A 14,744-nucleotide genomic window follows, 5' to 3' on the forward strand; every position below is an offset into this window, starting at 1 on the left:
AAGCGCGCTGAACGATCGCGTCCAGCGCACTCGGGCAAAGCACATTGGGCCAGGGTGGGCTTGCCGCCACGGAGCATCCTTAACCGAGATTACGGGACGAGTTCATGTTGGTTGATGCAGGCAGGACCGCGCTTGGGCCGCGCGGCTTCTCGAGCAGAGCATAATAAAAACCATCCATCCCCGCGGAACCCGCTGCGATTCTTAAGCCATGAGCGCCGACACGCGTTCCCTCCCCGATGGGCGGCAGCGCCTGCAGCCTCTCGCCAGTGACATCGCGCGCGCTCGGCTCGTCACGCAGAAAGTCCGCGATTACCGCGGTGGTCTCGACCTGTAAGGCGGAGCAGCTGGCGTAAAGCAATCTGCCACCCGGCAGCAGCAGCGGCCACAAAGCCCGCAACAGCTGCGACTGGCGCGCCGCCAGCGCCGCGATGTCATCGCTCCGGCGCAGCAGCTTGATATCCGGATGACGCCGAATCACGCCGGTCGCCGAGCACGGCACATCGAGCAAGATGCGGTTGAACGGTTTGCCGTCCCACCATTTCGCCGGCTCGGCGGCATCGGCCGCGAGCACCTGCGCGGTGACGCCCAATCTCTGCAGGTTCTGCGAGACGCGCGTCAACCGCTCGGGAGAAACATCGACCGCGGTAAGCGCCGCAAGTTCAGGCGCCAGCTCGAGCAGGTGACCCGTTTTGCCTCCCGGCGCGGCACACGCGTCGAGGATGCGCTCGCCTGCTTGCGGATCGAGCAGATGGCCCGCGAGCTGCGCGGCGGCGTCCTGCACCGACACCAGTCCCTCGGCGAAGCCCGGTAAATCGCTGACATCCATTGCCCGGTCGAGCAACAGTGCCGTGTCATCGAACGCGCTGGCGAGCACACCGATCTGCGTTGCCTGCAATTGCTCGCGATAGTTCGCAGCCGTGACGCGCGCCCGATTCACGCGGATCCAGAATGGCGGCCGCTGATTGTTCGCATCGAGAATGTCGTTGGCCCGATCGCCCCAATCCTTGCGCAACTTTTCGACGAGCCAGCGCGGATGCGCGCTGCGCACAGCCAGATCGCGATCGATCTTCGGCAGCAACTGCGCTTGCTCGCGCTGACAACGGCGCAAGATTGCATTGACCAATCCTGAAGCGCGCGGCTGTTTGAGCACTCTCGTCGCTGCGACGGTCTCCGCAACCGCCGCATGCGCGGGAATATCTGTGTATATCAGCTGACACAGGCCGACGATGGCGAGCGCACGGATCTCGGGCTCGAGCGTTTGATTGGGCCGGCTCAGCAGGCGGGCGAGCAACGCGTCGAGGCGTATGTACCAGCGAATGCTGTCGTAACTCAGCGACCGCAGCAGTCCACGCTCTTGTTTGTTACTCGTGCTTTCGGCGCTCAGCACCGCATCGAGCGAACGGCCGTGCTCGACGACTTCCGCGACGATCCTCGCGGCTCTTGCTCTGACTGCGGCTGATGCGCTCACGAGCCAAAGACCGCGCCTTCCAGGCGATGCGCTCTGAGGAAATCCGCAGCCGGCATGGCCTTGCGACCCGCCGCTTGCACGCGCGTGAGCTGCAACGTTCCAGCGACCGTCGCAACTTCGATGCCGTCGCTGCTCGTCGCGATGACAGTGCCCGGCGCCGCGGACGATTTCTTGTCCGTGGGCGTCGCTTCCCAAACGCGCAGCTGCTGACCGTTCCAACGAGTCTCGGCAATGGGCCACGGATTGAATGCACGCACGTGTCGATCGATTTCAATCGCGGATTTGGACCAGTCGATCAGCGCTTCTTCCTTGCGAATTTTCGCGGCGTACGTTGCGCCTTCCTTCGGCTGTTCTCGCGGCGTGGCCTTGCCCGCCGCGATTGCGTCGATCGCTTCGATCACTGCTTCGGCGCCGAGCGTCGACAAGCGATCGTGCAGACTCGACGCCGTTTCGCGCGCGCCAATCGGAGTCACGCGCTCGAGGAGCATCGGGCCGGTGTCGAGCCCGACGTCCATTTGCATGATGGTCACGCCGCTCTCGTGATCTCCCGCCTGAATCGCGCGCTGAATCGGCGCGGCTCCACGCCATCGAGGCAGCAGCGACGCATGAATGTTCACGCAACCGAGCCGCGGCGTGTCGAGCACTGCTTTCGGCAGCAGCAGTCCATACGCGACGACGATCATCAAATCGGCCTGGTATTGCGCGAGGCGCTCCACCGCCGCGGGATCTTTCAACGTCGGCGGCTGTTCGACTGGCAACTGATGTTTGAGCGCACACTGCTTTACCGCACTCATCGTCACCTGTTGGCCACGGCCAGCGGGCCGGTCCGGCTGTGTATAAACAGCGAGCACGCGATGACGCGAGGCGACTAACGCTTCCAGCGGCGGCACGGAGAACTCGGGCGTGCCGGCGAAGATGAGTGACAACTGGGATGACATCGAAACTCAACCGGAGTGGTGGCGAGCAGTTTAAGTGTTCGTATTGGACTTCGCGCCACCGGACACCCGCCCAGAAACAGAGAGGGGCCTTTCGGCCCCGCTCTTGCAACAACCGTCAGAGCGCCTTGCTCCGACCGCGAGCCGCGTCGGCGGCCTTTTCCTTGCGATCCTTCTCCAGTTTCTTGCGGATCCGGGTGCGCTTCAGGTCGGACAGGTAGTCGACGAACAGCTTGCCTTCCAGATGATCCATTTCGTGCTGAATGCACACGGCCAGCAGGCCATCGGTGTCGAGCTCGAACTGCTTGCCGTCGCGATCCAACGCCCGCACGCGGATGCGGTCGGCGCGTTTGACCTTCTCGTAGATGCCGGGCACCGAGAGGCAACCCTCTTCGGTCTCTTCCATGCCGCTATGGCTGACGATCTCGGGGTTGATCAGCGTCAGGCGCTGATTGCGCTGCTCGCTGATGTCGATGACCAGCAGCCGCTTATGAACGTTGACCTGGGTCGCGGCCAAACCGATGCCGGGAGCGGCGTACATGGTCTCGAACATGTCGTCGATCAGCTTGCGCAGGGCGGCATCCACCTGTTCCACGGGCTGCGCTTTGGTGCGCAGGCGCGGATCGGGGAATTCGAGAATCGGAAGTAGTGCCATGTTCGAAAACGTCAGAAGGTGGAGACTTGTCGCCCGGTCGATAGGCATTGTGCAGCCGAATCCGCTGGACACAAGCCCCCGGCCCCCTACTTGCGCCCCAACTCGTGGCTATGGCTGCCATAGAAGGTGCGAATTCGGTGGCCCTCGAGGGTGGCGGAGGCAGGAATGAGAACCACGTCGCGGGCTGAAGCCCCATTTCTGCACTCGTTGCAATGATGCTGCTAAAGTTCGGCCACTGTTGAACTTAATCTCGGCCCCGACCGTGTTTTTTGCGCGCCGGTACAAAGCCTTAGGCGTCGCAGGAGCACCCTCGGGCGCCGCTGTTCAGGGACTCTAATGGGAGCTCGTTGAAGCGCATGAAAACTGCGAATCTGGCACTTCGTCCGGCGATTCTGCTGAGCCTGGTCGCTGGTCTGACTGTCTCCGTGGGCCTGTTGGCGCCGCCGAGCACCCTCGCCCAGGAAGGCCCGGCTCAAACCGTCGGCTCCGGCAGCAATATCCCGCTGGCCACCGACGCCCCCGATCAATATGTGGTCAAGACCGGCGACACGCTCTGGGACATTTCCAAGGTGTTCCTGCGGGAGCCGTGGTACTGGCCGGAAATCTGGTACGTGAACCCGCAGATCGCCAATCCCCACCTGATCTACCCGGGGGATGTGCTGAAGCTGGTTTATGTGGACGGTCAGCCCCGTCTGACGGTCGCCCAGCGCGGCGGCGAAACCGTCGAAGGCGGCCGCGGCGGCAAGCGCCTGTCGCCCGAAGTGCGGCGCGAGCCGCTGAGCCAGGCCGTAACCGCCATCCCCTACGATGTGGTTGCCAGCTTCATGGGCCGGCCCACGCTGCTGACCAAGGATCAAGTGAAGACCGCGCCCTACATCGTCGCCCTGCGCGACTCGCGCGTGATCGGCGCCATGGGCAACGAAGTGTACGCACGCGGCATCGAAGAAGCTGCGCCGGACACGCGCTACAGCGTCGTTCATGTGGGCGAACAGCTGCGCGATCCAGATAACAACGATCTGCTCGGCTACTCGGGCCTGTATGTGGGCTCGGGCCCGGTCGTCACGCAAGGCGATCCGGCCAAGATCCTCATGACCGATTCGACCCGCGAAGTCCTGCAAGGCGACAAGGTGTTTCCGGAGTCGGTGGATGTGAATGTGGACTTCGTTCCGCACGCGCCCGCTTCCGATATCGACGCCGGCATCATCGCCGTGCGCAGTCATACCGTGATGGGCCAGTATCAAGTGGTCGCGCTGAATCGCGGCTCGTCCGCGGGACTCGAGCCTGGCCACATCCTTGCCGTGTTCCAGCGTGGCGGAGTGGTCCGCGATACGTTCAAGGAAGGCGGCCTCGCAGCGAACCGCAAGGGCCGCGGCGCCAGCCTGTTCGGCAACAAGGTGCAACTGCCCGATGAGCGCACCGGCGTCGTCATGGTGTTCAAAGCATTCGACAACATGAGCTACGCGCTCGTGATGGAGTCGACGCACGAAATTCGCCAGGGCGACCGCGCTAAAAACCCATAAGCGCGCGGGCGCGCCGGGTATGTTCATGAGCTCATGGAAGAGCTCAAAACCTGGCTGACCGAGGCACGGGTGCCCGGCTTCGAAGCCGAATCCCAAGATCCCCTGCTCGAACGACATCTGCGCTGGCTCGATCATCCAGCGCATTGCTTCCTGCGCCTGGGCTCGCCCGGCTATCCGCCGTTGCTGGCCAACCTGCCCGACGCTCCCACCGGACTGCTGGTGCGCGGCGATCCGGATGTTTTGAGCCTGCCGCAGCTCGCGATCGTCGGCTCTCGCAATCCCACCCAGGCGGGATATGACATAGCCCGCCAGTTTGCCGTGCAGCTGGCGCGATCGGGCCTGGTCATCACCAGCGGCCTCGCCATCGGCATCGACGCCGCAGCTCACCAAGGCGCGCTCGCGGGCCACGGCAGAACGATCGCCGTCTGCGGCACGGGCCTTGATATCGACTACCCCCGCGCCAATGCAGGGTTGGCGGAGCAAATTGCATCCGGCGGCGCGCTGGTCAGCGAATTTCCTTTGGGCACGCCGGCGAGCAAGAGCAACTTTCCTCGGCGCAATCGCATTATCAGTGGATTGTCACTGGGCACATTGGTGGTGGAGGCTGCGGTGCGGAGCGGCTCGTTGATCACGGCACGGCTGGCGGGCGAGCAAGGCCGCGAGGTTTTCGCGATCCCGGGCTCGATTCGCAACCCGCTCGCGCGCGGTTGCCACAAACTGATCCGCGACGGCGCCCAACTGGTGGAAACGCCGGACGATATATTTGCGGAGTTGGGGCCGTTGGCGGCCGCGCTCCTGCACGCCGCCCCGGTGTCGGCGAAAACCGCTGAAAGCACAGCAGTTTTGACCCCGGCATTGGACAAAGGTTATGAAATCCTGTTAGATGCGCTCGGCTTCGAGCCGGCCAGTGTCGATGTTTTGATCGCACGTACCGGCCTCAAGGCCGACGAGGTAGCGTCAATGCTGCTGATCCTCGAACTGGAGGCGCGCATCGACGCCTGCCCTGGCGGGCTTTATGTCCGGCGCCTCTCCTAAGGCAGAGAAATGAAGGAAAGCGTTCTCGATATCCTGATCTATCTCTTCGAGAATTACTTCGACGCCGATCTGGACTGCGCCCCCGAACCCGACCGCGACACACTCCGGGACGAATTGGAACGCGCTGGTTTTTCCGAACGGGAAGTGGGCCGAGCGCTCGAGTGGCTCGAGCAGCTGTCGGCCGATCCGAACCGTGCCGGCGCCATTCCGGGATCGCGAGCGATTCGCGTCTTCGATGCGCGCGAACAGGCACGGCTCGACACCGAATGCCGCGGGTACATTCTGTACCTGGAGAACATCGGCATCATCAGCCCGGCGCAACGTGAATTGGTCATCGACCGCCTGCTGGCGCTCGATGTGCAACAGATCGACATTGAACAGGTGAAGTGGGTGGTGCTCATGGTGCTGTTCAGCCAGCCCGGCCAACAGAGCGCTTACCTGCGGATGGAGGACTTGGTATTCGATAACCGTCTGCAAGTGGTGCACTGAAAGCGGCGTTCGACACTCCGCAATTTTCAGTAGCACCGCGGCCACCGCGGTTTCTTTTTTTATGGAGCAGAAGAATCTAGTCATCGTGGAATCGCCCGCCAAGGCGAAGACCATCAAGAAGTACCTCGGTAAGAATTTCGAGGTGCTCGCTTCCTATGGCCATGTCCGCGACCTGGTGCCCAAAGAAGGCGCGGTCGATCCGAAGCGCAAGTTCGCGATGCGCTATCAGATCCTGGAAAAGAACGAGAAGCACGTCCAGGCGATCGCCAAGGCGCTGAAGAAATCCGATGCTCTGTATCTGGCGACCGACCCTGACCGCGAGGGCGAAGCCATTTCCTGGCACCTCACCGAGCTGCTCAAAGAGCAGGGCGTGCTGGACGGCAAGGACGTGCATCGTGTGGTGTTCTACGAGATCACCAAGAACGCGATCAAAGAAGCCATCGGTCAGCCGCGCGATATCTCGCAGGATCTGGTGAACGCGCAGCAGGCGCGGCGCGCGCTGGATTACCTGGTCGGCTTCAATATCTCGCCGCTGCTGTGGAAGAAAGCTGGTCTGCCCGGCGCATCCGCGGGCCGAGTGCAAAGCCCGGCACTGCGCATGATCTGTGAACGTGAGGAAGAGATCCTCGCCTTCAAGCCGCGCGAGTACTGGACCATCGATGCCGACGCCGAGAAGTCGAAGCAAACGTTCCCGGCGCGCTTGATCGAATATCGCGGCGAGAAAGTCGAACAGTTCACGGTGACCAACGAAGGCCAGGCCACCGATGTGCGTACGACCATCGAGAACGCGGCCAAGGGCAAGCTCAGCGTCGCCAACATCGACAAGAAGCAGCGCAGGCGCAATCCGGCCCCGCCGTTCACGACGTCGACGCTGCAACAGGAATCCGCTCGCAAGCTCGGCTTCGGCGCTCAGCGCACGATGCGCCTTGCGCAGCAGCTGTATGAAGGCGTGGACTTCGGCGAAGGCGCGGTCGGTCTCATTACTTATATGCGTACCGACTCGCTGAATCTCGCGAACGAAGCGGTCGCCGAGATCCGGCAGGTCATCGGCAACATGTATGGCGCGGAAGCGCTCCCCGAGTCGCCGCGCGCGTACAAGACCAAGTCGAAGAACGCCCAGGAAGCGCACGAAGCGATCCGTCCGACCTCGGCGGCGATCACGCCCGAGCGCCTCGCCGGCAAGATCGACAACGATCAGTTCAAGCTCTACAGCTTGATCTGGAAGCGCGCAGTCGCGAGCCAGATGGAAGCAGCGGTGTATGACACCGTCGCCGTCGACCTCGTGCCTGGCACGAGCGCGAAGCGTGAAGGCTCGACCGCCGTATTGCGTGCGAACGGCTCGACGCTCGTGAAGCCCGGCTACATCGCCGTATATAAGGAAGGCCAGGACGACGCGGTCGAAGACGACAACGATCGCCTCCTCCCCGCTATGGAAGTGGGCGATGAGGTGACGCTGCTCGAACTGCGTGGCGAACAGCACTTCACCGAGCCGCCGCCGCGCTACTCGGAAGCGAGCCTGGTCAAAGCGCTGGAAGAACACGGCATCGGTCGGCCCTCGACCTACGCCAGCATCATTTCCACGCTGGTCAACAAGAAATATACGGCGCTCGAGAATCGCCGCTTCACGCCGACGGATCTGGGCAAGATCGTCAACAAATTCCTGACCCGGAATTTCCATCACTATGTCGAGTACGGCTTCACCGCCAAGATGGAAGACGACCTCGACGAGATCGCCGACGGCCGCGAGGCCTGGGTGCCGGTGCTGGAGCGCTTCTGGACCGAATTCAAAGAACGCGTCGACGTGGTCGATGAAACGGTCACGCGCGAAGATGTTTCCGAAGCGCGCGAGCTCGGCAGCGACCCGGTGACCGGCAAGCCGATCTCGGTCCGCTATGGCAAGTACGGCCCGTTCGTGCAGATGGGCACCAAGGACGACGAAGAGAAGCCGAAGTTCGCCAGCCTCAAGGCAACGCAGCGCATGGACACCATCACGCTGCCGGAAGCACTGGAGCTGTTCACGCTGCCTCGGACGATCGGTCACATGGACGACGGTCATTCGATCCGCGTCGCCATCGGCCGCTTCGGTCCCTACATTCAATATGGCGCGAAGAAGTTCGCCTCCATCAAGGACGACGATCCGTACACCATCGAGCTGCCGCGCGCGCTCGAGTTGATCAAGGCCAAGGAAGAGCTGGACGCGAATCGCACCATCCTGAATTTCGAGGAAGCCGGCATTCAGGTGCTGAACGGCCGCTTCGGCCCGTACATCACCGATAAGGTGAAGAACGCCAAGATTCCGAAGGAACGCGATCCGAAGACGCTGACGCTGGATGAGTGCGTGGAGCTGCTCAAGGCCGCGCCCGAGCGTGGCAAAGGCCGCTTCGGTCGCTTCGCGAAGAAGACAGCTGCGAAGTCCGACGCGCCCGCCGCGAACGCACCGGCCGAGAAGCCGGTGAAGGCCGCCGCCAAGAGCAAGACGACTCCAGCGAAGACGGCAAAAGCGCCGACCTCGGCCGCGCCCGCCAAAGCCGCAAGCGCGAAGGCCAAGGCTCCGGCCAAATCGGCAGCCAGGAAGGCGCCGGCCAAAGCCGCGAGCAAGCCGCCCGCGAAGCCGAAATAACTCGCAGCACTCACGCTGTCGATGAAGCCCGGGAGGTCGAGCTCGACTTCCCTGGCTCGACGGTTGGCCCCATCATGGCCACCGTCGTTCACTTGGAGATCGTTTGATGGCCGTCGACGCCGATGCCGTTCTCGCCTACCTGCGTGGACTGCAGGATCGCATCTGTGCGGCCATCGAGCAGATCGACGGCGGCGGCAAGTTCAACAGCGATCGCTGGGATCGAGCCGAAGGCGGTGGCGGCGACAGCCGCGTGTTACGCAACGGCAAAGTGTTCGAACAGGCCGGCGTCAACTTCTCGCATGTGATGGGCTCTCGCCTGCCGCCGAGCGCGACCGCGCAGCGGCCCGAGCTTGCCGAGGCGCAATGGATGGCCACTGGCGTATCGCTCGTGTTCCATCCGTGGAATCCTTACATCCCGACGACACACGCCAACGTGCGTTTCTTCAACGCGATTCCGAAGAATGGCGCGCCGGGCGCATGGTGGTTTGGCGGCGGCTTCGATCTCACGCCTTACTATGCATTCGACGAAGATGTCCTGCACTGGCATCGGACCGCGCAGCAGGCATGCGAAGGCTTCGGCGAAAATGTGTATTCGAAGCACAAGGACTGGTGCGATCGATATTTCTTCCTCAAGCATCGCAACGAGACGCGCGGCGTCGGCGGCCTGTTCTTCGACGACCTGAACGAGTGGAGCTTCGAGCGCTGCTTCGACTATCAGCGCAGCGTCGGCGATCACTTCCTGAAGGCGTACCTGCCCATCGTCGAGCGCCGCAAGGATCATCCGCATGGCGAACGTGAACGGCAGTTCCAACTGTATCGTCGCGGCCGCTACGTCGAGTTCAACCTGGTCTACGACCGCGGCACGCACTTCGGACTGCAGTCCGGCGGCCGCACCGAATCGATTCTGATGTCCTTGCCGCCCCTGGTGCGCTGGGAATACAACTGGACACCCGAGCCCGGCACCCCCGAAGCCCGCTTGTATACCGATTTCCTCCGGCCGCGCGACTGGCTGAGCGAGCTGAAATAAAACATTCACAAAGCTCGCGCACTAACTTTTGTTAGTGACGTTCAGCGCGCCGACGCCGCTGGAATGTTTTGCACGATTGAATTAGCTGCGATGCAGGAGTAGCGTCGGTCGCAGCGATTGCGCATACGACACACCGTCTGGCCGCGGAACTGCAACTACGCCGAGCGCCGGCGGCGAAGGTCGTGCGATCGCTTCTTCTCTTTTGGATGTGATGTTCGCAGCACGCTTACGCGTGGTGCTGGGTTGGCCATTGCCCGCCATCCGCGTGAGATCCGAAAACAGCAAGGGGATCATCATGGAAAACATTCGCAGGAGGGCGGCAGTGGGCTCACTGTCGCTGATCGCCACTACCGTGCTCACGGTGGTGGCCGCCGATGCCAGCGCCGCTCAGCGCGCTGTGGCAGCCGGCTCCAAACGATTGGAGTCGCGCATGCCGGCGCCGGCGCGCTCACAACTCAACGACGTCACGCGACTGCTTCGCAGCGCCAACCCGACCAAACGCGTGCAAGTCGCGGTCTCGTTGAACACCGCCCCCGTCGGCGATCTCACTGGAACATCGAAGGCCGACGTGCTGGTCGAGCAAACGGCGTTCCTCAGTCGTATCGCACAGACCGCGCCGAGCGCCACGGTCATCGGCTCGGTGCAATTGGTGGCGAACACGGTGTTCCTCGAGATCGATGCCAACGACGTCAAAGCTCTCTCGAACGATCGCGCAGTCACCCGCGTCGCGCCGACCGGCAACTACAAGCGCAATCTCACGGAAACCGTTCCATACATCGGCGCTGAATCGCTGCATGGTCTGGGGGTGACCGGCAAAGGTGTGCGCGTCGCCGTGATCGACAGCGGCGTCGACTACACGCATGCATCGCTGGGCGGCGCAGGCACCGCGGATGCCTATGCAAAAGCATGGGGCACATCAGCGGCGGATCCGCGCAACACGACAACCGATGGTTTATTCCCCACCCCGAAAGTCATCGGTGGCTTCGACTTTGTCGGCGAGGCATGGACCGGCGGCGCAGACAGTCCCGCGCTGGCGCCCGATCCCGATCCGATCGCGGCTCCCGATCAGAGCACGTTCGGCGGTCATGGCACGCACGTCGCGGACATCATCGGCGGCAAGAACGGCGTTGCGCCGGATGTGCAGCTGTATGCGATCAAGGCCTGCGCCGTTCCGACGTCTTCATGCAGCGGCGTCGCGCTGATGCAAAGCTTCGAGTGGGCGATCGATCCGAACGGCGACGGCGATACCTCGGATCACGCCGACATCATCAACATGTCGCTCGGCTCCAATTACGGCCAGCCGTTCGATGACGATCTGTCCGCGGCGGTCGATCGCGCCACAAAGCTGGGCGCGTTCACAGTTGCGTCGGCGGGCAACGGTTCCGACAAGCCGTTCGTCACTGGCTCGCCCGCTGCTGCGGTAACTGCATTGTCAGTCGCGCAAACGGCCGTGCCTTCCGCGGTCGTAGATCTGATGCATATCGATTCTCCAGCGGTCACGCCGGCGGATCGAGGCGCGATTCATCAATCGTGGTCGCCGGACCTGACGACCGCGATCACAGCGCCGGTCGTGTACACCGCATCCAACGCGCTCGGCTGTACGCCGTTCGCGGCGGGCTCGCTGACAGGCCGTATCGCATTGGTAAATCGAGGCACCTGTGCGTTCGCCGACAAGATCAGAAACATTCAGGCGGGTGGCGCTCTGATCGGCGTGATCGGCATGGTCGATGGCACCGCGCCGTTCGATGGCGCGTTCCAGGACGGCACACCCATCACCATCCCGGGCTACATGATCAGCCTCGCCGACGCGAACGCGATTCGCAACGGCGCGACGGTGACGTTCGATCCTGAAAACACCTTCCCGCTGATCAGCTCGGTCACATCGACATCGTCGCGCGGACCGATGTTCGAAGACTTCCGCATCAAGCCTGAAATCGGCGCGCCGGGCGCATCGGTCTCGGCGATGTCGGGCACCGGCAATCAATCCGATGCCTTCGGCGGCACTTCGGGTGCGGCGCCGATGGTGACGGGCTCGGCCGCATTGCTGAAGCAGCTGTATCCGACCGTGGCTCCGCAGCGTTTGAAACAACTGCTCATCAACAACGCCGAAACCAACATCGACCAGCCTGCGACTCCTTCGGGCGTGATTCCGGATTCGCTGGCGCCAATCTCACGCATTGGCGGCGGTGAAGTTCGTGTCGATCGCGCGGCGCAGGCGACAGCGGGCGCGTATGGTTTCGATCTCGTGAAGACTGGCACTCGCAGCGGCGGCGTGAGCTTCGGCTTCGTCGACGTAGCGGACCGAGCGGTTCTCGTACAGAAGCGTGTGCGCGTGTTCAACCGTTCCAAGCAACCAGCGATCTTCAAGATCAAGCCGACCTATCGCTTCGCCAACGATGTCAGCAATGGCGCGGTGAAGATTCATGCGTTGCCGCTGGTCGCGGTGCCCGGCCAGGGCGATCGCACCATCGATGTGTTCATGACCATCGACGGCAGCAAGCTGCGTAACAACCTGATGAACGCGGGCCCGGATGGCCCGAATCCAGTGCCGCTGACGCTGCAGGAGTACGACGGCTATCTGGTGTTCGAGAAGGTCGCGCTGTTCGGCAAGCCCGAAAGGTTCACGCTGCCCTGGCACGTGTTGCCGCGTAAATCGGCGAATACACAGCTCGTGAGCGGTACGACTTGGAAGGCTGGCGGTGGCGGCATCGGCACGATCAACCTGAAGAATCGTGGCGTGGGCGCCGCGCAGCTCAATGGCTACTCGCTGTTGGCGACGAGCCCGAACACGCCGCCGGGCGGACGTGGCGAGAATGCGCCGCGACCCGATCTGCGCGCGGTCGGCGTCACGACGTTTGAAGTGCCCGCGGAAGTTTGCTCGTCCGGCTATCTGTGGTCGTTCGCGGTGAACATGTGGGAGCGTGAGACGCTGCCGGTGGCGGTCGATCATCGCATCGCGCTGGACTTGAACAACGATGGCGAAGACGACTACTGGCTGCTGAATCGTGACGTGACGCTGAACGATCTGACCGATGGCCGGCAGCTGGCGTGGTCAGTGAATCTCGCGACAGGCGAGGCCGACGCGTTCTGGTTCGTGGAGCATCCGACGAACTCGAGCACCACGGTGTTGAATGCGTGCCTCGAGCAGTTCGGCCTGACCGCGGGCGATGTTGAAGCGCGCAAAGTGGTCGGCGTCTCGGTGTTCGCCGATGACTTCTACTTCGGCGGCCCGGGCGACTCGATCGAAGGCTTGAAGATCGTGCCGTTCGGCGAGCGTTACTTCGCAGCGCCGGCCGGCGATCTGGCGAGCGGCGCGAGCGGCACTGTCTCTGTGTACGACTTCGGTCAGATCCCGGGCACGACCCAGGAACTGGGCGTGATGCTTCAGACCGACGGCGATCGCTGCGCCTCCGCGAACAATTGCGGTGGCGCTACCAAGAACACCGAAGCGCTGTTCGTCGCACCGCCGGGCGGCAAGATCTCGTTCTGATCGCAACGCCTCGCGAGTAAAAGGCTCCGGACGGAAACGTCCGGGGCCTTTCTTTTGATTTCGGAGTCGCCACGGACGTGGCGACTACCGCAGCCCTCATTCAGCCGGCGCGTTGCCTTTTACCTGTTCTCTCACCGGCTTGAACGCCAGGCCGTTCGAGCACACGATGAAATTGCCGCGCCGGTCCGAGTGATAGGAGTAGCGATTGCCGCTCGCCTGCAGCACGACGCGATAGCCAGGCACGATCATTTGCGTATACATCTGTCCTGGCTGCGGACAACCCATCGCACCGTCCGGCCATTGCTGCTCGGTCGCGCTCACCACCGTGATCGCGTCGTGCTTCACCAGCGCCCGACGCGCCAGATCGTCCTGGAAAATCGCCAGCAGCTGCTGCGGCACTTCGCCCGAGCCTTGCACGGGCGCAGCCTCCTCGCCCGGCGCACGCATCGGTGGCATCTTCTTACCTTCGTTCTCCATCGCCGCCCTCCGACTCTCCACCGATGCCGGCTCGGCCGCTGCAGCGCGCCTGTCGGTATCGTCGCGCGAGCTGCCGGTGCAGGCCGCACTCAGCGTCGCCAGCATCAATACGGTCAGGAACAAAGAGCCTCGCGCTGGAGAATTCAGTACGATCATGGGTCACTCCCGTTAAAGTTCCGCCGTGAATTATCGCCACGTCTTCCATGCCGGCAACTTCGCCGATGTCCACAAGCACATCGTGCTGCTGGCCCTGCTCGAGCGACTCAAGCGCAAGCCCAAGCCGTTGTTCTATCTCGACACTCATGCGGGTCGAGGGTGGTACGACCTGCTGTCCCACGATGCATTACGCGGCAACGAATGGCAGGACGGCGTCGGCCGCGCACTGCGTATCACCCGAGCCTCTCCAGATCTTCGGCGCTATCTGGACGCCGTTAGTTCCCCGGAAGAGATTTCCGCGATCACGACGCAACGCTATCCGGGTTCGCCGGTGCTGGCGGCGCGCGATCTGCGTCCCGGCGATCGCATCGTGCTGGTCGAAAAGCAGATCGCCGAGGCGCAAGCGCTCGAACAAGCGACGCGCGGTCGACGCGGCGTGTCGGTCGTGTGCGGCGACGGTTACGCCGCGCTCAAAACATATTTACCGCCCCGTGAGAATCGTGGCCTGGTGCTGATCGATCCGCCCTACGAATCGGAAAACGAATTCACTCAGGTCGAGAAAGCGCTGCTGCTGGGCCTGAGCCGCTGGCCCAATGGCATGTTCGCGCTGTGGTATCCGATCAAGCTGGGCCGCGAGACGCAGCGACTGCATCTGTCGCTGCAGAATTCCGGCTTGAGGAAGTTGCTGCTGGTCGAGCTGAGCGTACGGCCGGCGGATTCGCCGCTCGGCTTGAACGGCTCCGGCTTGATCATCGCCAATCCGCCCTGGCAGTTCGATGAGGAGATCGCGCCGGCGCTGCGCGAGGCGCACGCTGCACTCACCGACGACGGCGCCGGTGGAGTCAACGTGCAATGGCTAGTGCCGGAATGAG

11 protein-coding genes are annotated in these 14,744 nt (G+C 63.0%); 7 read left to right on the forward strand and 4 right to left on the reverse strand.

The features are described 5' to 3' along the window. Window positions 1–79 precede the first annotated feature (79 nt). The 3 genes from rsmB to def all read right to left on the reverse strand — a co-directional run bounded on the left by rsmB (window position 80) and on the right by def (window position 3,058). The gene (gene rsmB / locus GYH35_RS21650; RefSeq protein ID WP_161810559.1) at window positions 80–1,468 is read right to left on the reverse strand and encodes a 16S rRNA (cytosine(967)-C(5))-methyltransferase RsmB; all 1,389 of its coding nucleotides are present in this window, start codon (window positions 1,466–1,468) and stop codon (window positions 80–82) included. Then, the gene (fmt, locus tag GYH35_RS21655) at window positions 1,465–2,406 is read right to left on the reverse strand and encodes a methionyl-tRNA formyltransferase (RefSeq protein WP_161810558.1); all 942 of its coding nucleotides are present in this window, start codon (window positions 2,404–2,406) and stop codon (window positions 1,465–1,467) included. Before fmt ends, rsmB begins: the two co-directional genes overlap by 4 nt. Window positions 2,407–2,521: 115 nt before the next feature. Then, window positions 2,522–3,058: a peptide deformylase gene (gene def / locus GYH35_RS21660; protein ID WP_209005386.1), complete on the reverse strand. Its 537-nt coding sequence runs from the start codon at window positions 3,056–3,058 to the stop codon at window positions 2,522–2,524. Between the two features lie 356 nt (window positions 3,059–3,414). Here def and GYH35_RS21665 point away from each other — a divergent pair, with 356 nt between their 5' ends. The 6 genes from GYH35_RS21665 to GYH35_RS21690 all read left to right on the forward strand — a co-directional run bounded on the left by GYH35_RS21665 (window position 3,415) and on the right by GYH35_RS21690 (window position 13,239). Continuing rightward, window positions 3,415–4,578 carry a LysM peptidoglycan-binding domain-containing protein gene (locus GYH35_RS21665; RefSeq protein WP_161810556.1) on the forward strand — a complete coding sequence of 388 codons (1,164 nt, stop codon included), beginning with the start codon at window positions 3,415–3,417 and terminating at the stop codon, window positions 4,576–4,578. A gap of 33 nt (window positions 4,579–4,611) precedes the next feature. Beyond that, window positions 4,612–5,613: a DNA-processing protein DprA gene (gene dprA, locus GYH35_RS21670; RefSeq protein ID WP_161810555.1), complete on the forward strand. Its 1,002-nt coding sequence runs from the start codon at window positions 4,612–4,614 to the stop codon at window positions 5,611–5,613. 9 nt (window positions 5,614–5,622) lie between these two features. Then, window positions 5,623–6,102 carry a DUF494 family protein gene (locus GYH35_RS21675; RefSeq protein WP_116807667.1) on the forward strand — a complete coding sequence of 160 codons (480 nt, stop codon included), beginning with the start codon at window positions 5,623–5,625 and terminating at the stop codon, window positions 6,100–6,102. A gap of 61 nt (window positions 6,103–6,163) precedes the next feature. Then, window positions 6,164–8,722: a DNA topoisomerase I gene (locus tag GYH35_RS21680; protein WP_161829482.1), complete on the forward strand. Its 2,559-nt coding sequence runs from the start codon at window positions 6,164–6,166 to the stop codon at window positions 8,720–8,722. 106 nt (window positions 8,723–8,828) lie between these two features. Beyond that, window positions 8,829–9,749: an oxygen-dependent coproporphyrinogen oxidase gene (gene hemF, locus GYH35_RS21685; protein WP_161829483.1), complete on the forward strand. Its 921-nt coding sequence runs from the start codon at window positions 8,829–8,831 to the stop codon at window positions 9,747–9,749. Window positions 9,750–9,960: 211 nt separating this feature from the next. Continuing rightward, complete coding sequence (locus GYH35_RS21690) at window positions 9,961–13,239, forward strand: S8 family serine peptidase (protein WP_161829484.1); 3,279 nt, start codon at window positions 9,961–9,963, stop codon at window positions 13,237–13,239. Between the two features lie 96 nt (window positions 13,240–13,335). Here GYH35_RS21690 and GYH35_RS21695 read toward each other — a convergent pair whose 3' ends face one another. Beyond that, window positions 13,336–13,872, reverse strand: coding sequence for a hypothetical protein (locus GYH35_RS21695; RefSeq protein ID WP_161829485.1), 537 nt, complete (start codon window positions 13,870–13,872; stop codon window positions 13,336–13,338). 25 nt (window positions 13,873–13,897) lie between these two features. Here GYH35_RS21695 and GYH35_RS21700 point away from each other — a divergent pair, with 25 nt between their 5' ends. Further along, a complete protein-coding gene (locus GYH35_RS21700; RefSeq protein ID WP_161810550.1) occupies window positions 13,898–14,743 on the forward strand; it encodes a 23S rRNA (adenine(2030)-N(6))-methyltransferase RlmJ in 846 nt (281 codons plus the stop codon). Window position 14,744: the final 1 nt, after the last annotated feature.

The sequence above is a fragment of the Steroidobacter agaridevorans genome (genome assembly GCF_009932555.1).
Lineage (GTDB): Bacteria > Pseudomonadota > Gammaproteobacteria > Steroidobacterales > Steroidobacteraceae > Steroidobacter > Steroidobacter agaridevorans.